The organism is Neolewinella antarctica (genome assembly GCF_011927835.1).
Classification (GTDB): Bacteria; Bacteroidota; Bacteroidia; order Chitinophagales; family Saprospiraceae; genus Neolewinella; species Neolewinella antarctica.
In genome coordinates, this window is the sequence record NZ_JAATJH010000003.1 from 92,832 (window position 1) to 111,867 (window position 19,036).

The window sequence follows — 19,036 nt, forward strand, 5'->3', positions numbered from 1 at the left end:
AATACCAAGCTCCCCATGCGCGTACTCACCTTAACAACCCTGCTCCTCTTCCTACTACCCGGCACCAGCGTCCGCGCCCAAACCATCGACGCCTACCGGGAAGTGGTCAGTAAGACAATCGAGGATACCTACAAATACACGCCCGGGCGCGAACTGGCCGTGGAGGGGGAAAAGGCCGAGATTTTCGTCGAAACTTGGGACAAACAACTCATCGAAGTCAAAGTCGTGATGACGGCTCGCCACGCCAATCTGGAAAGAGCCGAGCAAGATCTCGCTAACCTGGAATACATCGCCGAAACCGGTGGGCAGAAGATTTTTCTCAAGAACCAACTCATCGATAAAAGCTACCGAGCAGCATCGGAACTGACTATCCACTATTACATCACGCTGCCGGAGGAATGCCCCGTGTACCTCAAAAGCCACTTTGGCGGCGCGACGATCTCCAACCTCAAAAATCAACTTCGCATCGTTGGGGAATACTCGGCCATTAACATCGACAACGTCCAGGGGCTGCTCGACATCCGGACGCGCTTTGGGGATATTTCCGGCGAACGGATCGATGGCAACGTCGTCATCAACTCCCGCCGGTCCGACATCCGGCTAGTCGATATCGGCGGCACTTTTACGATCAACGCGCAGTACGGCGTGCTCAAACTCAGCCCTAATCTGGCGATGCGCGACTTGCGGATTACCGCCGACAAATCGGACGTCTACATCTACGAGCCACTCGGCGTGGAGAGCCTCGCCTACGAATTCAACCTGAGCCACGGCCAGGCCAAGCTGCCCGAAGGCCGTCAGTTGCTGGAACTGGAAAATAGTAGCGAAGTACGACGCGTAGCCCTGCGCCCGAAGACGGAGCGGAGCGGCACGGTCACCGCTACGTTGACCTTTGGGGATTTGTACCTGGCCAAGCAAACGAAGGAACTGGAGCGCGTCCGCTTTTGAACCCAACCACTTTTTAGCCGTGGAATTTTTATAGGAGCGGCTATGCTTTGTTTGACGAAGGGAGGTGGCGAAGGAATTAAATATTAGGTGGCTAAAGGATTGACTTACAGCTACTTATTTTAGCGAAAATTCGCGAATTGGCGGAGTGAATTTGCCTCCCTACCTTCGCCGTTAATGACCCCGGCTGAACTCGTACAAGACAAACTTTTATCCCTCAAGGACCTCTCCATGCGCCGCTGCGGCTGGCGGGTTTACGACCAGCCGACGGTGTTTACCAACGGCGTTTTCGACCTGATTCACCCCGGGCATTTACAGTACCTGGAAGAAGCTGCCGGCCTGGGCATGCGGATGATCGTGGGGGTTAATTCCGACGCCAGCGTAAAGCGGCTCAAGGGCGACAGCCGCCCGGTCATGCCACTGGAAGCCCGAATGCGTTTGCTGGCCGGTCTGTTTTACGTAGACGGGGTTATCGCTTTCGACGAGGATACGCCGCTTGAGTTGATCAAGGTTTTGAATCCGGATATTTTGGTCAAGGGCGGAGATTACACGGTCGATACGATCGTCGGGGCGGAGGAAGTGCAGGCCAGGGGTGGGGTGGTGCGGGTGCTTTCTTTTCGGGAAGGGGAGAGTACTTCGGGGGTTATTGGGCGGATTCGGGGTTTGGGTTGATGAGTACTTAACTGACTTTGCGCAGATTTCTCGCCACATAGCACGAAGTATTGCGAAGCAAAACACATAAACACACAACAGTGGTGTTCAGCTGCCCCGAATCACCATTTGCTTGTATTTTTGTGTTTATGTGGTCCAATCCGGTTACGTAAGGTTAGTTACTTTAGGTATCTGTTCGAGACGGGGCGGCAAGCCGATCACCCGACGACGGACCTGCGGTTGCGGGACGGGAAGGCGCGGTGTTACCCATTGGCAGGCAACTTGGATAATCTTTAAATCGTTACTTTTGTAATCTTATAATTAAAACGAATCCTGATGAGTACCATCGATATGCGCAGTGAGGTGTCCGATTGGCTGAAGGACCTGGACAATGAGTTTTTGGCGGCGGTTCATACCATCATCGGCAACTACGTAGCTAAGCAGCGGCGAAGCGATCCAATCATGGGTTTTGACCTGCAGGGCAACCCTAAATACGCCGAAGCTACTATGAATGAGTACGAACAACGCGTCGAGCGGACAAAGCAGGGCGAATACGTAACCATCAAAGCACTTAAGGAAGAAGCGAAGTCGTGGCTATCACTTACCGAGTAATCGTCACGCCCGAGGCGCGGGATCAGATCCACGAAATCGTTGATTACTGGGCGAGCATCAATCATACGAGAAAGCGACACGTACATTAACGGCGATCCTAGAAGCGATCGACAGCCTGAGTGAGATGCCTACCCGTCATCCTCCGGTACCGTTGGTAAGTAGCCGGGGAACGATGTACCGACGCATCATGAGCAAACCTTACCGTATAGTTTTTACGATCGATGAGCAGTCAGTTACGGTAACCGTAGTCGACATCGATCACGACCGACGCAATCCGCAGATCATCATCGATAAGCTTAGTTAAAGCTGCGCACGTGTATCTTTGATCTAAAGAATAAATTGAATAATTAAGCATGAGGTATCGTCACACAGCAAAATACTCGACCACCTCAGAAGTTCAACGGGAGCAACTACGTCGAACGCTCCGTCATCAAGGCTACTAAGAAAGACGTGGCGATATTTTCCGCCTACACCCTGGAAACAACAATACCTCTACGGCTCGGACCGTTTGGGACAAGTTACCTTCGACCGGGAACTGCCGTCCGATTGCGAGGACTGCCCCGCCGATGGAGAAGAAACGGACGAAGCAGATGTAACGAATGAAGATATCTTGCCCAATACCGAAATACTAGGCGCTAAAGTTCTCCCCAACAAAAATACCGGCCCGGTCGTTTCGGACTTCGGTCGACGCATCTACGAGCTAAAGAACCACCTGGGCAACGTCATGGTAACCTTCAGTGAAAACATAACGACAGCCTACGAAAAAACCAGCACGGCCGATCGCGTAGAATACACCATTCCTGAAATCATCACGGCAGCGGACTACCTGCCCTTCGGCCTGGCAATGAACCGCGACCCCGATTCCCGGTCCGGTAAAAATTACCGCTACGGCTTCAACGGCAAGGAGAAAGACGACGACGGCGAGTGGGGTGACCTGACGCAGTATGATTATGGGTTTAGGATTTATAATCCGGGAATTGCTCGGTTTTTGAGTGTGGATCCGTTGATGAAGATCTATCCTATGTTGACGCCATATCAGTTCGCCAGTAATCGGCCGATTGATGGAATTGATTTGGATGGGCTAGAATACTTTGATTCCGATGAAGCTATGATCAATATGACTTTTGGTGGTGCTTCACTAAAATTGTCACATGTATCAAATTCTACTGCAAATTATTACAGACAAAGCGGACTTAATATCGATACGGAAAATAATACTATAGGTATGAATGCCTCTTTATCGATTAGCGACGCCACATCAATCAAAGCAATCGTTAAAGAGATAAAAGTAGCAAGAAATGGTTTCGCTGGACCAATTACCCGACAGGAGCTAAAGCTTAACTTACACCTTTGGAACAAGACTAAATTTAGTGGCAATTCTGCTCAAAGAAGAAAACAGAGGAAGGCCCGAGAGAGAAGGAGAAATACTGGGCCACTTGCTAAGAGCCCCTCCGCTGGAAGGGCCGCTGGGGCCGCTGCTGCTGTGAGAGCACTATTACTGATCTCGGAAAAAGCTCATGAGTACAAAATCAATAATGATTACGAAGTTGGACTAGACCAATTTTTGGACCAAGGACTTATGTCTACGATAATAGTTGAAGATAATCTTGACATTATTCCTGCTGAGTTACAAACTGACCAAGGAAAAGCCATTCTCACCAACTTCATTTTTCAGGGAGTAATTGAATTGCCGAATAATATGAATGAAAGCTTATATAATTCAGTCTTTGAAACTGGAGTGAAGATAATATTGAGGGACGAGAGAGTCTCTTTGTCAAATTAAAATCTATATAAATTCATAGAAACGCAGCAAAACAAAAAGGAATAGTGAGCCAAGTCTATTATAAGATGTTGCCGATATTGTTCGGTGTACTTGGGTTTAGCCTACATGGGTGTTTGAATTCAAGAGATGAGTTGGTCGGAGCTTATTGTATTGAAAAGTTTACAATAAAAGACGGGAGCGATCTCGTCAATTTAGTTGACTGTCTAAAGTCGAATAAAATTGCATTTAATAAAAGGGGTAAAGTATTTATTCCCGGATTCTTAGCGTCTGTTATGGTAGCTGACTACGTTGTGGCCGGCGATTTGGTTCAACTATCACAAAATAACGAGTGCTATTTTGATTCTACCCTTTTCTATAGTTTTCAAGCAGATACTCTTATTCTATCTTCTAATAGAATCGAAGTAAAATGTGTTCGAGAATCCTTTAACGAAAAAGGTTCGATCAAATTCGATATGTTTGATCGCAAACACAGGCAAGATTTGTGGAATAGCGAAGATTGCATCCGTATACGATCCACTGTTTGTGATAATATTTCACCTGAAAAATGATCATTTACGTTCCCCCGCCCAATGAGGAGCTACCCGCAGGCCCTCTGGCGCTTGACGGGTAGCGTCACTTAGGTGGGAGGTGCAACTAAACGAGGTCCAATCTGTGAGTGAGTCTTGAGCCTTCCTAAAAAGTTGACACTAACTTAGCGACTTCAAGTCATCCCCCCCATGCCAACCATAAACCAAATAACCACCCACCTAGAATCCATAGCCCCCACCAACCTCCAGGAAGCCTACGACAACGCCGGCCTCCTAGTGGGTAGCCCCCAAACCGAAGTAACGGGTGTGCTCACCAGCCTGGATTGCACCGAAGAAATCATCGCTGAAGCCAAAGCCCGCGGTTGCAACCTCGTCGTAGCCCACCACCCGATCGTCTTCAAAGGGCTGAAGCGCTTCAACGGCAGTAACTACGTCGAGCGCACCGTCATCAAGGCCATTAAAGAGGACATCGCGATTTACGCCATTCACACCAATCTCGATAACGTCCGTTACCAGGGCGTCAACGAGCGAATTGCGCAGACGCTGGGCCTGGAAAACTTACGGATTCTCAGCCCGAAGAACGACGACGGAACGGTCGGTTCGGGGATGGTCGGTGAGTTACCGGAAGCGCTGAGCGAGCGTGATTTTCTCCAACGACTCAAAGAAAGATTGAAGACCGGGGCCATCCGCCACACCGCCCTCGCCGGCAAACCCATCAAAAAAGTAGCCCTCTGCGGCGGCGCGGGAGGCTTCTTACTCGACAAGGCTAAAGCCGCCGGTGCCGACGTCTTCGTCACCGCCGACTACAAATACCACGAATTCTTCGACGCCGACGGGGAGATCGTCATCTGCGACGTGGGCCACTACGAAAGCGAACAGTTTACAACCCAATTACTTGCGGAGTTGTTAATGAAGAAATTCCCTACCTTTGCGGTTCTTTGCACGGAGCGAAATACGAACCCCGTTCAGTATTTCACCTGAAGCAGAGCATCCGTAATCCCACCCCGATAAAATACCCCCCGACCGATGGCAGTAGCAACCGAAAAGACGGTAGAAGAGAAAATGCGCGAGCTGTTCCGTCTACAGCAGATTGATTCGAAGATCGACCAGATCGAAATCCTGAAAGGCGAACTTCCCATGGAAGTGTCCGACCTCGAAGACGAGATCGTCGGCCTCGACACCCGCATCACCCGCCTCGAAAGCCAAGTGAACGACCTCCAAACCGAGATCAGCCGCCACAGCGCCAACGTCTCCGAATCCGAGCAGCTCATCCTCCGCTACGAGGAGCAGATGAACAACGTCAAGAACAACCGCGAGTACGAGGCCCTGATGAAGGAAACCGAAATGCAGCGCCTGGAAATTCAGTTGTCCGACAAGAAATCCAGCTCCAGCCAGCGCGACCTCGACACCAAGCAGGCCACGCTGGACACCACTCGCGAAAAGCGTGATGCCAAGACAACCTTGCTTACCACTAAGCAGACGGAACTCAAAACGATCATCGCCAAAACGGAAAAGGAAGAGCGTAAGCTTCGCCGCCAGTCCGATAAGCAGCGCAAGGAAATTGCCGCCCGTTTCCTCCGGGGTTACGACCGCGTCCGCACTTCTTACCGCAACGGTTTGGCCGTCGTCACCGTCGAGCGGAACGCTTGCGGTGGTTGCTACAACTCCATCCCGCCCCAGCAGCAACTCGAGATCAGCCAGCGGAAGCGCGTTATGATCTGTGAGCACTGTAATCGTATTCTCGTCGACCACAACATCGAGGAAGACATGGCTACCGAGGTTTAAGGTTTCTAGTCTCCCAAGCCACGCTCAAAGTAACAAGCCCCCGTCAGTTCAACTGGCGGGGGCTTTCTTGTTTCGGGGCCGATGTGCATGGATTTACTGGCTATTAATACTCGGCTGAAACACGATTTCGCGCGTTCTTCTGCCGAATATCAGCCTGATATTCAACACCGCTACTCTTCAAATTAGTTAGGTAAATTTGCCTGCAAGCCGTGCGCTCACTTACATGCCCAGATCATCTACCATCAGGTTCAACCTGCTACTGCTCATTCTCCTGGCCATCGTCATGTCCTACGGTTCCTGCAATTGGCGAGGCCTTTTCGAACGGGCGGAATCATTGGTGGAAAAGCTGGTTAAGCCCAAGACGGCGCGTGAAAAGTACTTAAGTCGCTTGGAAAAGGAGGGCGCGGTCGCGGGTGCCGTGTTAGAAAAGTGGGAGCAAAGTTTTACGAACGCCGATACCCAGCAATTGGTGGTTACCCTACCTCACCGGGAAATATTCGCGCTGGATGGCCCGGTAGCAACATCCGCCCAGGCCATTCGCTTTACCCTCCCGGGCGGTCGGATTTTACGGGTGACGGGTGAAGTCGATTCCGGGAAGGTGTTTGGGGAGCTCTACCGAGTAATGGACGACGGTCGGCGAAGCAACAGCCCGGTAAGAAGTTGGGAGGAGGGTAAACTGTCTTTCGACTACGAACCGGCTGGTCGCTCGGAACGAATGATTTTTCTCCTACAGTCCGCCCCCGGCACCCGCGTGGACGCCCAAATTGCTTTAACTACGAAAGCAGCCCTACTTTTCCCCGTGGCCGGTAAAGACCAGCGCGCCATCAAAAGCTTCTGGGGGGATTCACGCGCTGGCGGTAAACGCGCCCACAAAGGCAACGATATTTTTGCCCCGAAAGGCACGCCATTGCTTGCCGTGGCGGACGGACGCATCCGCAAAGTGGCCAACGGTGGTCTCGGCGGGAAAACTATTTGGCTCTACGACCGAAAGCGCAACCAAAGCTACTACTACGCTCACCTCGATAGTCAGTACGTGCGGCGTGCGCAGAACGTCCGGCGCGGCGATACCCTCGGCACGGTCGGCAACACGGGGAATGCCCGGACGACGCCACCACACCTCCATTTCGGCGTGTACGCGGGCGGTGCCTACGATCCTAATCCTCTACTGAGGAATGACGACCCCGCCCCGCCGCAACCTAAATACCGACTTAACACGGGCCAAGCTACCCTGGCGGTACCCAAGCGTGGCAACCATTACCTCCGCCAACAACCCGACCGCAAGGGGACCGTCCTCCGCCAGCTAGAAAACGAAGAACCCGTCACCGGAATAAGCGTCACCGGCCGTTTCTACCGCGTACTGACGGAGCGTGGCGAATACGGTTACGTCAACTTTGACTGAGCTGGTAACCGTTTCCGCCCACGAAACTCGTAGATCGCAAAGGCCAGCACGATCGCGTATTCCAATCCTACCAGCCAAAGGTTTTCCTCGTAAGGATCGGACGCATAGCTCGTATAAGTCAACGTAATCAAAAAACTCCAGACGAGCGGAAAACGCCAGTGGGTGAAGCAGCAAAGCACGATCGGTACGCTTAAATACCAGGGGTGCACCGTGGTGGCGCAAAGTAAATAGATGACAAAAGCCCACAGCCACCCTTCCGGTAGCGAACACCACGAAGAGCGTCCGTCTAATAAAGCAAGTACCAGAATACTGACGGCGGCGAATATCGCCAAGCCCGGTCCGAAGGCTGCAATTTGGTTCCACCCGACGTCGTAGTAGCCGTAGGCTCGAGCTAAGTAATACAGGCTGCCGTTGAATTCAAAGTCACGGAAATACAGATCCAGGCTACTCCCGAAACCATCCAGAAAACCAGTAGATAGCAGGGGCGCAAAGAAGAGTAGTAAGCTTGCTCCGAACGCAACGGAGAACACCCAAAACGGCCGGCCCCAAAGTCGGCGAATCAAGTAGGGCAGCAGCAACAACGGTAACAATTTGCTCGCCACCGCCGCCGCCATGGCGACCCCCGCACGAGCCACCTGACTGCGCGTAAGTAGGTAAAGCGCAAGTAGCAGGAAGAATACCATGGCGCCTTCGAAGTGCAGATTGCCGGTGATCTCGACGATGATCAGTGGATTGAGCCAGTAGAGGAGTAAATTGCTTTTTGGTAGGGCAGAAGGGGCTTTGCCCGGGATTGAAAATTCGGTGAGCAGGCGGTAGAGCAGAAACAAACTTCCCACCTCACAGACAAACAGAAAAAGCTTCATGACTACCGCCGCGCCGTACCAACTTTCCGGACTAAGCCAAGTAGCTAGCGTAAAAACCGCCTGGGCTACCGGGGGATAAATGGTGAAGTAATCGGGGGAATTTAGTTGCTCGTACAGGGCAGCATTGATCCCCGGAATGATTTCTCCCGCTGCTAGATAATAGGTTGGAACGTGCGTAAAAGGGTTCCTGCCGTCGTTGATCAGCAAACCATCCCAGATGAACCGATAGACGTCGTCACTCAGCAGGGGAAAAGCAAACACCAGCAGCAACCGCGCAACGATTCCCAAACCCATCAACCAGAATAACTCGCGGTCGCGCACGCGCCAGACCAAGCCGAAGAAACTCACAAAAGCTAAAGAAAAAGCACCGATTAAGGCCCAAGACTGAGTTCGGTCAACGAAATAGCCTAAGTAGAATATCCCCAACACAAACGCTAATCCACTAAGGAGGCGAACTAATAGCTGTGATGGTTTCGCGTCCATGATTTAACCGTTCCTGTCCTATTTTCCAGACCTGGCGCTTAACGCCAACGCCACCGACTTAGCCACGTTCTGCCCGTCCATCGCCGCGCTCAAAATCCCGCCGGCGAAGCCAGCCCCCTCACCGCAGGGGAAAAGCGCCGGTAAATCCGGATGCTGATACGTCTTCCGGTCGCGGGGGATGCGGACGGGGCTCGAAGTCCGGCTTTCCGTGCCGATCACGTTCGCTTCCTCGGTGTAGTAACCGTGCATTTTCCGTCCGAAGTCTTTGATGCCTTGCTGCAGCCGGCCGTAGATGTCATTCGGGAGCAGATCGTGCATCGGTGCGGCCAGCAGACCGGGGATGTAACTGGTCGCGGGCAAGCTGGAAGAAACCTTCCGGTTCACAAAATCAGTCAGCCGGGCCGCTGGTGCCTTTTGCGTGCCGTCGCCCGCTCCGAACATGGTCTGTTCTACGTGTCGTTGCAACGCCAGACCGGCAAATACGCCGTGCTTCGCATAAGGTTGGAGGTCCTCCATCTCTACGGCAACGACCGTTCCGGAGTTAGCGTAAGGACTATCTCGCCGGGAAAGACTCATCCCGTTTACGACCAATTCTCCGGGTGACGTAGCGGCGGGGACAACTAGCCCACCCGGGCACATACAAAAACTGAAGACGCCCCGCCCCTTCACTTGCGAAACCAATTTATAGCTACTCGCCGGGAGGTTTTCCTCCCTTTCTTTTTGTCCGTACTGAATTTGGTCGATCAAGGATTGAGGGTGCTCGATGCGCACGCCGAGCGCGAAAGGCTTGGCTTCCATCCGGACGTCGTGCCGGTGCAGTAGCTCGTAGACGTCGCGCGCGGAATGACCGGTTGCGAGGATGTAAGCGGATGTTTCCAGGCGGTAAGTCGCGCCGTCAGGATCCTGAATAACTAGTGCTTTGAGGTCGCCCGGGGTACGTTCGAGATCGACGAGCTTGTGCCCGAAACGAATCTCCCCGCCCCGGTCGAGAATGGTTTGGCGCATGTTGGCGACCACCTTCGGAAGTTTGTTGGAGCCGATGTGCGGGTGAGCGTCGATGAGGATATCCTGCTGCGCACCGTGCTCGGCGAGCAGGTGGAGCGCTTTGAGATAGTTTCCTCTTTTGAGGCTGCGGGTATAGAGTTTGCCGTCGGAATAAGTGCCCGCGCCGCCCTCGCCGAAACAGTAATTTGACTCCGGGTCGACTTCCCCGAACTGCTGAATGGCCCGGAGCGACCGCCGACGTTGCTGCACGTCTTTCCCACGCTCGATGATGATGGGTTTAAGGCCGAGTTCGATGAGCTCCAGGGCGGCAAACATGCCGGCTGGGCCGCAACCGATGATGGTGACGGGGGTGGCGGCGGCAACGTCCCGCAAACCGGCGAGGTAGGGCGACTCCGGCGTGGTGGCCTCACCGGGGGGGAGCACGTTGACCCGCAGGCGAAAGACGGGCCGGCTACCACGAGCGTCGATACTGCGCCGGTCGATTTGGACTTCGCCGATCTGGTCGGGGCGTAGCTTGGTCTGGCGGTCCAGGGCACGCGCGAGGGCGGCGGGGTCGTGGAGCTCGGTGGGGGGAAGTTTTATTTCTACGGTGGTGGCGGTCATCGGGGGCAAAGATACTGGGTAGGAAGCGCCGGAGTTTATCCTTCGGACGCAGCGTGGTCATTCTAACAAAATGGCCCAGGCTTATGGTTCTAAGCTGGTCAGCATCACCAAAAAAACAAGGCACCCGCGACCGCGCATTTCAAGGGCGCAGTCGCGGGTGCAGAGAAAACACGGAAGAAGCTAGGTTACGTAGCCGCCGCCGTGCGCTATTTCGATTTCCGGCGGTAAGTATTGCTACCGGCATCCGTAAACTCTTCGGGCATGTAGACCACAATGGCGACGTCTTCAGTTGTGGTGCCTTCCCGGCCCTGAATTTGGCGGCGGGTTTTGTCCGTACTGATCAACTGCATCCGGTCGCCGGTGACGTTGGCCCCGAGATCGTAGCGGTTGTTCTCCAGAAAGAACTGGAGCAGAGACGGTTTGGCGTTAGTGATTTTGACGCTCGTTTCCACGAGAATGTCATCGCCCGGCCACTGCCGGACTTCGTAATTGTCGTTGGCGTACACGTCGAGGCTAACCTCGTTTACGGCATCCAAGTCGACCGTTTTGTGAAAAATGTCGGCGGGGTTCTGTGCAAAGAGGGCCGTGCCAATAGCCACCAGGGCCAGCGTGAGAGAAAAGCGCATGTTGGTTGTTTGAAAGCAGTAAAAAGTCCAGATCAGCGTGAAAAAACAACGGCGGTGCAACGCGGGATGTTGTTTTATGGCGTAAATATAGCAATCGCGCGGTAGTCCCGGGGGCGCTTTAACTTTATAAAAACAGTGCGTGGTTATTTCGGAGGGATACTTCAAACAAAACCCGGTGTACAAATCGCCCGTGACGAATTTGTACCCCGGGCTACTTTATTAATTTTGAATGGAGAGGAACTAGAGAAACGCCGGCTTCAGACGATCGCGAAACACCTTCATCACCTTTTCCACTTTCGGCTTACTCACGTTGGTGACGTAGCTCCAGTTGGGGTTGTTGGGGTTTTCGTAGTAATCCTGGTGGTACCCTTCCGCTACCCAAAATTTGATCGGGTCCTCAATGGTTGTGGCGATCTTGCTACTGAACTGGCCACTCGCGTCGAGCTCGCGGATCTTGAGCTGCGCGGTACGGCGTTGCTCGTCGTTAAGGGGAAAGATGGTGCTGCGGTACTGCGTCCCGACGTCCGGGCCCTGGCGGTTGAGTTCCGTCGGGTTGTGGGCGACGAAAAACACGTCGAGAATAGTTTCGTAATCGATGACCGCCGGGTCGAAATAAACGACGATGGCTTCGGCCTGCTTCGTTTGTCCGCCGGCTACCTGCCGGTACGTCGGGTTGTCTTCCGGCCCACCCGCGTAGCCCGACCACACGTCGGCAACGCCCTGAATCCGGTCCAAACTAGCCTCGGTACACCAAAAACAACCACCGGCGAGGTAGGCTTTCTCCATACCCGGATACTTTGCGTCGAGCTCTTCAATGGTGACGTCACCGGCCAGATCAGGCTGAGAGGCCCGGTTAGTGGAAGGGGTGCTCGTCTCGGTAGTGGTAGCGTTGGTGGCGTTAGTCTTCTGGCTGTCGCAAGCGCTCAGGCTAACGAAAAAGCCAATAAGTAAAAGTGGGAATGCGAAAATTTTCATGTCATTGTATTTACGCTAGGCATAACGTACAACGGTGGCATTGGGTTAGCCCGCACGAATGATTGAGTCGGCGCCCGACAAATTCAAGACATAACGTCAAACGAAATACTTAATATTCGCCTACCGCCTACCGCCTAAAAACCTAAAGCCCCTTGCGAATCCCCAACTGCAAGCCCGCCAACCAGTAACTCTCCTGAATCCGTGCGCCGGGACGCGTAAACGAGCCGGGGTAGTGCTTAAAGAAGGGCTCCAGCACCAGCACGAAGGGTTCTTTCTTGCCAATCGCGTAAGTCGTCGTCAGCGAGGTCATGTAACCCACACCGGTGTAAGTGCGGTAATTTCCGGATTCTCGCAGATCAATTGGTTCCGGGGTGTCCGGGTCGAGGTAGCTACCCTGGACGGCGGTGGTTAGGTTGAAAACCGGGCCGGCGTTGATCGAGACGCTCAGCCGCTTCCCGGGGATGGTGAGGCCGGCGAGGACCGGTACCTCCAGCATCCGCAGGTGGTTATTTCGGCTGGTAAAGACGAGTTCGTTGTCGACAATTTCTTCGTAGTCGAGCTGGTTGCGGACGTCGACGTAGGTTAGGCCACCGCGTAACACGATCCGGTCGGTGAATCGGTAGGACTGGCGCAGCGTGATTTGGTAACTGACTTCGGGGAATTCGGAGTTCTCCCGGGCGGAGAGCAGGGCGCGATCCTCCGGGGTGCTGGCCGTGAGTACTTGGTTGGCGTAGGCGCCGCCGAAAAGCATCTCCGTCTGGCTACGGTGACGCGGGGCGCGGCTGAAGGACGTGCCTTTGGTGGGTTGGAGACGGAACTTTTGTTTGCGCTCTTTCGGTAGGGTGGTTGTTACCGGTAAAAAATTGACGATGGACGGTAAGGGGGAAGTGACCGCCGTATTTCGTTCGTTCATTAACGTAGGTGGCGGTGTCGCTGCTTCGCTGGCCGACATCCCGACGGGTGCGCCCGGTAAAGTTTGCGTGCCCGATGACTCGGCACCCGCGTTCCGCGCCAAATTATTTGACGTATTCCTTGCCGCGGTTGCGTTGGCGGACGGGGCGGGGCGTTCCGATAATGCCCCTTGGTCAATACCCACAGCCTCGGAAGTGGAGGTCCGTTCGGTCGTTGCTAGCTGGAGGTCACGTGCCGGATCGACTTGCGCTACGGCGGGTGCGGTGGCCGCTGGCGTAACTGGTGCCTGCCCTTGATTCAGGTACAGGAACCCGCCCATCAGCAGGAGCAGAGCGAGTGACGCCAGGGCGTAAAGCGCTCTCTTGCGCGGCAGCGCCCGGGCCGCTACGATGCGACCCCACATGCCGATGGGCACGGGCGCTTCCCGGTCGCGGAGGGCATCGCTAAATTTCTGATCGAGCGCCTCACCGGCGGGAACGGCTGGCCGCGCCGCCTGAATCTTAGCCCAAAGATCGGCGGGGACGTCGCCTTTGCGGCCGGAGAGGCCATCCCGAAAAAGATCGTCGATGTGCTTCATATGGCTATTTTTTGGCGGGCCACGATGCGGGCCTGGAGAACCTTGCGGGCTTTGAGTAATTGAGACCGGGAGCTGGCTTCCTGGATGCCGAGCATCGCGCCAATCTCCTTGTGGCTGTAGCCCTCGATCGCGTAGAGGTTGAAGACGACGCGGTAGCCATCCGGTAATTGTTGGATCAAGTCGAGTAGCTCCTGCTCGCCCAGTTCGGCGTACGCTTTCGGCGCGCCACCGGCCTCAGTGATGTTTTCTAGGCCAGATTGCTCCATCTGAAAACGCTTCCGCTGGTAAGTTTTGAGGGCGACGTTGACCGTCAGCCGTCGCGCCCAACCGGCGAAACTACCCTGAAATCCATATTTAGGGAGCTTTTGGAACAGGCGGACAAACGAATCCTGAAGTACGTCCTCCGCCTCGGCCTGCGTACGGCAATAGCGTTGGCAAACGCCCATGAGCAGGGGGGCGTAACGTTCGAAAAGCAGGCGTGAAGCCCGCTCGTCGCCCCGCAGGGCTCCTTCGATCAGCTCTTTTTCTTTCATGCTGAGCATGGATAGTGGTCGTGCTTTGCACGATTGATACGCACTGGGGGCAAACCGTGGTCCGTACGTAAAGATAAAATGGAAGAGCCGCTTTGGGCGTGCCGCCCACGCGGCAAACGAGAAAACCCGCCCGAAAACCAGGAGTGTTTTCGGACGGGTTGTATTACACGTGTTAGTTCAGGACAAGATTAAGAGCATGTTGGGACTTTATCTTCCGGCCTTGTTTTGGCCACTTTTACGGTGGTCTTCGTTAGCAAAATCCTCATTTAGCTACGGCTAAACTCCGGTTTTGCTGCCTTAACCATCACAAAACTGCCTCAAAACCGGCCAGGAACCCAAAGTTCCAGCATGCTCTAAGCCACGGCGATCCTCAATTAATGCTGCACCATTATCCGTCGCTGGATGGTACCAGCGGCGGCACGTATCTCGAGCAGGTAGGTACCATTGGCGTAGCCACCCAGGTTCAGGTTTTCCGTAACGGACGTCACGGCGCGACGCAGCAGCGTACGGCCGGCAATATCTCGCAAGGTCAGTTCGGTGTTACCGACGATCTGCGCGGGTAATTGAACACGAACGAAATTGGCTACGGGGTTGGGGGCAATACTTACTTCGGCGGCAAACGCGGGTTCGCGGGCAGACACCGACGTCGGTAGCAGCACGGCATCGATGACGTGTACGACACCATTGTCCGCTAAGATGTCCGTAACGCTGATGTTTACACCCTCCACCGTTACGCCACTGTCGGTGATGTTGATCTCCAATAGTTCGTTCTCCAGGCTCGGTAGCGTGAGTCCATCGGATAGATCAGTCGAAAATGCGTCGGCATTCGCAACGTGAAACAACAAGATGGTGGCCAACGTACCGGTGGGGTCTGCTAGCAGGTCTTCGAGTACGCCGTCGTCCAGATTCGCGAAGGCGGCATCGGTCGGGGCGAACACGGTGAAAGGTCCGGTACCACTCAGGTCGTCGTCAAGTTCGGCGGCAATGATGGCGGCCTCCAGCGTGTCGTGCGCCTCACTGGTAATGATGATGTCCACAACCGTAGCGGGAGGGGTGCTCAAAACGGCATCGATAACGTGGACGACGCCATTGGCGGCATCGATGTCCGTCACCGTCACCCGGGCGTCGTTGATGAATACGCCGTCATCGGTGATGTTAATCCGGCCACGGTTACCCGACAGGGCGGTAAAGCGATCGCCGTTAACGAGTTGCTCCGAAAATACCTCAGCACCCAAAACGTGGTACAGCAATAGGTCAGCCAGGGCGGTAGAGTCATCTAATAAGTCGGCAAGCGCACCATCGGGTAAGGCGGCGAAAGCATCGTCGGTGGGCGCGAACACGGTGAAGGGACCGTCACTACTCAGGGTGTCGGCGAGCCCGGCGGTAATTACGGCCGTTTCCAGCGTAGTGTGAACGTCACTGTTCACAATAATATCGACTACCGTAGCGGGGGGTGGGGTCAGTACGGCGTCGATGACGTGTACGACGCCGTTATCGGCCAGGATATCCGTGATGATGATGGCTACGCCGTTCACGGTCACGCCGTCGTCGGTAAAGTCGATGGTCAGTGTTCCACCCTGCAACGTAGAGATTCGCATACCGTCGGTAAGATCGGTGGAGAAGGCATCGGCGTTGACTACGTGGAACAACAGGACGTTGGCCAGCGCGCCGGTAGGGTCCGCTAACAAGTCGTCCAGCGCGCCGTCGGGTAGATTTGTAAAGGCGTCGTCCGTCGGAGCAAATACGGTGAAGGGGCCCGCCGTACTCAGGGTGTCGGCAAGTCCGGCGGCGATTACGGCCGTTTCCAGCGTTTCGTGCACGTCGCTTTCTACGATGATTTCAACGACCGTAGCTGGTGGCGTGCTCAAAACGGCGTCGATAACGTGAACGACGCCATTGCCGGCGATGATGTCGGTCACGGTAACCTCGGCGTCGTTGATAAATACGCCGTCGTCGGTAATGTTTATGCGGCCACGGTTACCGGATAGCGCGGTGAAGCGATCTCCGTTGACGAGTTGGTTGGCGAAAACTTCAGCACCCAATACGTGGTACAGCAGTAGGTCGGCCAGGGCGGAGGAATCACCGAGTAAGCCGGTGAGTACACCATCGGGTAGGGCGGCGAAGGCGGCGTCGGTGGGCGCGAAAACCGTGAAAGGGCCTTCGCCACTCAGGTCATCGGCGAGCCCGGCGGTGATCACGGCGGTTTCAAGGGTGTTGTGAATGTCGCTATCGACTACTACGTCGACCACCGTGGCCGGCGGCAGGGAAAGGACGGCATTGATAACGTGTACTACGCCATTATCAGCGGTAATATCCGTTACCGTTACCCGGGCATCGTTGATGAATACACCGTCGTCGTTAATGGTTACGACCACGTTGCTACCCTGTAGCGTGGCTACAACTTGACCGTTGGATAAGTCGGTGGAAGGAACGGAATCACCCACCACGTGGTACAGCAGAATCTGGGCCAGGCCGGCCGAATCGGCCAGCAGGGCCGTCAGCGTGCCAGCGGGCAGGGCGGCAAAGGCATCGTCAGTGGGGGCGAAGACGGTGAAGGGACCGTCTCCGCTCAGGTCATCGTCGAGGCCGGCGGTAATCACCGCGGTTTCGAGTGTGTTGTGGACCTCGCTGTTAACGATCACCCCGACGACCGTCTGGGCGTTGAGTGAGCCGCCAATGGCTAGCAGTAGGGCGAACAAAAGTGGTTGAAGTAAACGCATGTTTGGGTTGATTTAAAGTGACGGATGATTATTTCCGTCGTGATTGGGTTTTAGATTCAGATTGTGTCATCAAAAACACAGCTTTAAGTTCTAAACTTTAAGGTCAATCACTGTTAAAATCAGTGCTAACCCAGGTTTATGTCAGTTGAAATACCATATAATATTACTTTCATGAATTGCTGGGTTTTGAGTGAAATGCACAATAATTGATCTCTTTTGTGCACACTACCGCACATTTCCAAATCGGACGCTCAGAGGATTCGAAACCCTTCGAAACCCTTCGCTACGCTGGTTTCAGGACACTCCGAGATTCTAAAATCTTAGTTGAAGACCTTGAAGCGTCCTGTGCCGTGAAGCCGAAGGCGAAATTGCTAAGGTCCTCCAAGCGTCCGGAGAAAATGTCCAGGAGCGTATCCTTTGTGTCGAGTTGTAGGGTCGTAGTTTATACTATCGTGTGGAGCGCTTCGCAGCAGATCTTCGCCTTGACGAAGTTCGCTTCACTGCACGTTGGGAATCGGCAGAGGTGCCGAACGAAGCGACGGGTTGAACTATATCCAGATGTACGTTCTGCTGCTTTTGATTTGCTTCCAGCTTTGGATGGGTTAAGGTTAGCGAGATACAATTACTGAGGATTTCCCAGCCCAAAATGAGCGGGGTCCCAATAATTGTCGGGCGTGCGGGATGGTTTGGAGGAAGCGAGCTTTATCAAGAAAACCCGGCACCAGCGACCGCGCCCAACATTTAATACCCCCCTAACACCCCTTAACCCGCCGCTAAGAAAACCACCCGCACCGACCCGCTACCTTCATCTCCTAGCCGCGATTCGGCAACACGTAACACCGATACCGATGAAGAAAGTCTACCCTTTAGCCCTGCTAGTACTCCTTCTCACCAGTTGCGCCTCCGTCCCGAAACTCCTCGACCAGCGAAAATCCGACCAAGCCTACGCCGTAGCGCACAAACGCGCTAGCCGGACCGGACGCAGCCGAAGACCGCTCAAACCAAGAGTACTGGAAGACTACCTCACCGCCTACCAGCAAATTCAGGGCCGCGACCTAGAAATCACCCGCGCCCTGGAGCGCCAAGCCGGGACCTTTAAATACGTCCAACTTCACCAGCGCTACGGCGATCTTTACCAGCGTAGTCTTAATCTCCTTACGGTCGCTCCGCACGAGGCCGAATTCACCCGTTACCCAGCCCTCGCCCCCGCCACCCTCGAACAACAACGGGAACACGCCCGCAAACGAGCCGGTGCACATTACCTTACCAGCATCGACGTCCTCCGCCCCGCCATCGCCACCGGTGATAAAACAGCCGCCCGCGCTGCTTTCTATGACCACCAACTGGTGTCAAAATACCTCCCGGAGCGAGATGTAGAGTTTATCCCCGAAAGAAGCCATTTCCGCGACGTTGGTACGCTGCGCATCGAGCTCTACGTCCCCCGCGGCGACGGCGATCGGGAAATGGCGACGGCCCTCCAAAACTTGAAACCCCTTGCTCGCGGCTGGACGGATCTGCGAACACAACCCACCGACGAACGTGTCGACCTGGAAGCAGAAGTCGTGTACGACAGCTACCAAGAAAGCGGATTAACCGAAAGGTGCGCTACTACCGAGCACGAGGAAGAAGTGCTGGATCACATCGAGCGTAAAAAGGTGAAAGAGAAGGTCAACGACTCTACTTACGTAGAAAAGATTATCGAGATCAAACACTTCAAAACCGTCTACGCCACCGTCACGGAATGCGAGCAAGAAGCGATGGTTTGCGCCCTGGGTTTCGTGAATGTTTTTTCGCACGGCGGCGATGAGCTGCGTTACCAAAAGGACTTGCGGGGCGTGGAGAGTTGGAGTAATACTTATCGATCCGGGTCTGGAGACAGACGGGCGCTACCGGCCTTTGCCAATTCTGGGTTCCGGCAATCTCCACCGCGCTTCGAGACAATGCTCCGCCGGGCGATGCAAGAATTGCCCGGTCAGGCTCGGCGTGCAATCATCCGAGAGTACGCACCTGGGCGGCGGAATTGGCTGAATCTGTAGGTCT

The 19,036-nt window shown here is 54.5% G+C and carries 17 protein-coding genes; 10 read left to right on the forward strand and 7 right to left on the reverse strand.

The genetic code is table 11. From position 1 onward, the window contains the following. Window positions 1–15 precede the first annotated feature (15 nt). The 9 genes from GGR27_RS10345 to GGR27_RS10385 all read left to right on the forward strand — a co-directional run bounded on the left by GGR27_RS10345 (window position 16) and on the right by GGR27_RS10385 (window position 7,699). Window positions 16–945, forward strand: a complete 930-nt coding sequence (locus GGR27_RS10345) for a DUF4097 family beta strand repeat-containing protein (protein WP_168037374.1) — start codon at window positions 16–18, stop codon at window positions 943–945. A gap of 174 nt (window positions 946–1,119) precedes the next feature. Further along, window positions 1,120–1,614 (forward strand): D-glycero-beta-D-manno-heptose 1-phosphate adenylyltransferase, encoded by a 495-nt coding sequence (rfaE2, locus tag GGR27_RS10350; RefSeq protein ID WP_168037375.1) that lies wholly within the window; start codon window positions 1,120–1,122, stop codon window positions 1,612–1,614. A gap of 315 nt (window positions 1,615–1,929) precedes the next feature. Further along, complete coding sequence (locus GGR27_RS10355) at window positions 1,930–2,205, forward strand: hypothetical protein (protein WP_168037376.1); 276 nt, start codon at window positions 1,930–1,932, stop codon at window positions 2,203–2,205. Window positions 2,206–2,251: 46 nt separating this feature from the next. After that, a complete protein-coding gene (locus tag GGR27_RS10360) occupies window positions 2,252–2,509 on the forward strand; it encodes a type II toxin-antitoxin system RelE/ParE family toxin (protein ID WP_168037730.1) in 258 nt (85 codons plus the stop codon). 204 nt (window positions 2,510–2,713) lie between these two features. Then, the gene (locus tag GGR27_RS10365) at window positions 2,714–3,988 is read left to right on the forward strand and encodes an RHS repeat domain-containing protein (RefSeq protein WP_168037377.1); all 1,275 of its coding nucleotides are present in this window, start codon (window positions 2,714–2,716) and stop codon (window positions 3,986–3,988) included. Between the two features lie 44 nt (window positions 3,989–4,032). After that, complete coding sequence (locus GGR27_RS10370) at window positions 4,033–4,536, forward strand: hypothetical protein (RefSeq protein ID WP_168037378.1); 504 nt, start codon at window positions 4,033–4,035, stop codon at window positions 4,534–4,536. A 168-nt stretch (window positions 4,537–4,704) separates the two neighbouring features. Then, entirely contained in the window at window positions 4,705–5,496 is a 792-nt protein-coding gene (locus GGR27_RS10375) for a Nif3-like dinuclear metal center hexameric protein (RefSeq protein ID WP_168037379.1), read from the forward strand. A 45-nt stretch (window positions 5,497–5,541) separates the two neighbouring features. Further along, entirely contained in the window at window positions 5,542–6,300 is a 759-nt protein-coding gene (locus GGR27_RS10380; protein WP_168037380.1) for a zinc ribbon domain-containing protein, read from the forward strand. A 223-nt stretch (window positions 6,301–6,523) separates the two neighbouring features. After that, complete coding sequence (locus tag GGR27_RS10385; RefSeq protein WP_209037918.1) at window positions 6,524–7,699, forward strand: peptidoglycan DD-metalloendopeptidase family protein; 1,176 nt, start codon at window positions 6,524–6,526, stop codon at window positions 7,697–7,699. Here the strand turns inward: GGR27_RS10385 and GGR27_RS10390 are convergent. The 7 genes from GGR27_RS10390 to GGR27_RS10420 all read right to left on the reverse strand — a co-directional run bounded on the left by GGR27_RS10390 (window position 7,681) and on the right by GGR27_RS10420 (window position 16,996). Beyond that, a complete protein-coding gene (locus GGR27_RS10390) occupies window positions 7,681–8,910 on the reverse strand; it encodes a glycosyltransferase 87 family protein (RefSeq protein ID WP_168037381.1) in 1,230 nt (409 codons plus the stop codon). The two genes, GGR27_RS10385 and GGR27_RS10390, sit on opposite strands and share 19 nt — an antisense overlap. A 153-nt stretch (window positions 8,911–9,063) precedes the next feature. Next, window positions 9,064–10,653, reverse strand: a complete 1,590-nt coding sequence (locus tag GGR27_RS10395) for an NAD(P)/FAD-dependent oxidoreductase (protein ID WP_168037382.1) — start codon at window positions 10,651–10,653, stop codon at window positions 9,064–9,066. A gap of 206 nt (window positions 10,654–10,859) precedes the next feature. Next, window positions 10,860–11,279: a hypothetical protein gene (locus GGR27_RS10400; protein WP_168037383.1), complete on the reverse strand. Its 420-nt coding sequence runs from the start codon at window positions 11,277–11,279 to the stop codon at window positions 10,860–10,862. A gap of 240 nt (window positions 11,280–11,519) precedes the next feature. Further along, window positions 11,520–12,254, reverse strand: coding sequence for a peptide-methionine (S)-S-oxide reductase MsrA (gene msrA / locus GGR27_RS10405; RefSeq protein WP_168037384.1), 735 nt, complete (start codon window positions 12,252–12,254; stop codon window positions 11,520–11,522). Between the two features lie 142 nt (window positions 12,255–12,396). Next, complete coding sequence (locus GGR27_RS10410) at window positions 12,397–13,743, reverse strand: PorT family protein (RefSeq protein ID WP_168037385.1); 1,347 nt, start codon at window positions 13,741–13,743, stop codon at window positions 12,397–12,399. Beyond that, window positions 13,740–14,276 carry an RNA polymerase sigma factor gene (locus tag GGR27_RS10415; RefSeq protein ID WP_168037386.1) on the reverse strand — a complete coding sequence of 179 codons (537 nt, stop codon included), beginning with the start codon at window positions 14,274–14,276 and terminating at the stop codon, window positions 13,740–13,742. Before GGR27_RS10415 ends, GGR27_RS10410 begins: the two co-directional genes overlap by 4 nt. Before the next feature lie 374 nt (window positions 14,277–14,650). Next, complete coding sequence (locus tag GGR27_RS10420; protein ID WP_168037387.1) at window positions 14,651–16,996, reverse strand: fasciclin domain-containing protein; 2,346 nt, start codon at window positions 16,994–16,996, stop codon at window positions 14,651–14,653. A gap of 848 nt (window positions 16,997–17,844) precedes the next feature. Here GGR27_RS10420 and GGR27_RS10425 point away from each other — a divergent pair. Then, window positions 17,845–19,032 carry a hypothetical protein gene (locus tag GGR27_RS10425; protein WP_168037388.1) on the forward strand — a complete coding sequence of 396 codons (1,188 nt, stop codon included), beginning with the start codon at window positions 17,845–17,847 and terminating at the stop codon, window positions 19,030–19,032. Window positions 19,033–19,036: the final 4 nt, after the last annotated feature.

What these genes read in the sequence shown, in the direction of transcription:
- GGR27_RS10355 (WP_168037376.1), top strand. Translation starts at nt 1,930, where the DNA reads ATGAGTACCATCGATATGCGCAGTGAGGTGTCCGATTGGCTGAAGGAC.
- GGR27_RS10380 (WP_168037380.1), top strand. Translation starts at nt 5,542, where the DNA reads ATGGCAGTAGCAACCGAAAAGACGGTAGAAGAGAAAATGCGCGAGCTG.
- GGR27_RS10375 (WP_168037379.1), top strand. Translation starts at nt 4,705, where the DNA reads ATGCCAACCATAAACCAAATAACCACCCACCTAGAATCCATAGCCCCC.
- msrA (WP_168037384.1), bottom strand. Translation starts at nt 12,254, where the DNA reads ATGAAAATTTTCGCATTCCCACTTTTACTTATTGGCTTTTTCGTTAGC.
- GGR27_RS10385 (WP_209037918.1), top strand. Translation starts at nt 6,524, where the DNA reads ATGCCCAGATCATCTACCATCAGGTTCAACCTGCTACTGCTCATTCTC.
- GGR27_RS10400 (WP_168037383.1), bottom strand. Translation starts at nt 11,279, where the DNA reads ATGCGCTTTTCTCTCACGCTGGCCCTGGTGGCTATTGGCACGGCCCTC.
- GGR27_RS10395 (WP_168037382.1), bottom strand. Translation starts at nt 10,653, where the DNA reads ATGACCGCCACCACCGTAGAAATAAAACTTCCCCCCACCGAGCTCCAC.
- GGR27_RS10425 (WP_168037388.1), top strand. Translation starts at nt 17,845, where the DNA reads ATGAAGAAAGTCTACCCTTTAGCCCTGCTAGTACTCCTTCTCACCAGT.
- GGR27_RS10420 (WP_168037387.1), bottom strand. Translation starts at nt 16,996, where the DNA reads ATGCGTTTACTTCAACCACTTTTGTTCGCCCTACTGCTAGCCATTGGC.
- GGR27_RS10410 (WP_168037385.1), bottom strand. Translation starts at nt 13,743, where the DNA reads ATGAAGCACATCGACGATCTTTTTCGGGATGGCCTCTCCGGCCGCAAA.
- rfaE2 (WP_168037375.1), top strand. Translation starts at nt 1,120, where the DNA reads ATGACCCCGGCTGAACTCGTACAAGACAAACTTTTATCCCTCAAGGAC.
- GGR27_RS10345 (WP_168037374.1), top strand. Translation starts at nt 16, where the DNA reads ATGCGCGTACTCACCTTAACAACCCTGCTCCTCTTCCTACTACCCGGC.
- GGR27_RS10415 (WP_168037386.1), bottom strand. Translation starts at nt 14,276, where the DNA reads ATGAAAGAAAAAGAGCTGATCGAAGGAGCCCTGCGGGGCGACGAGCGG.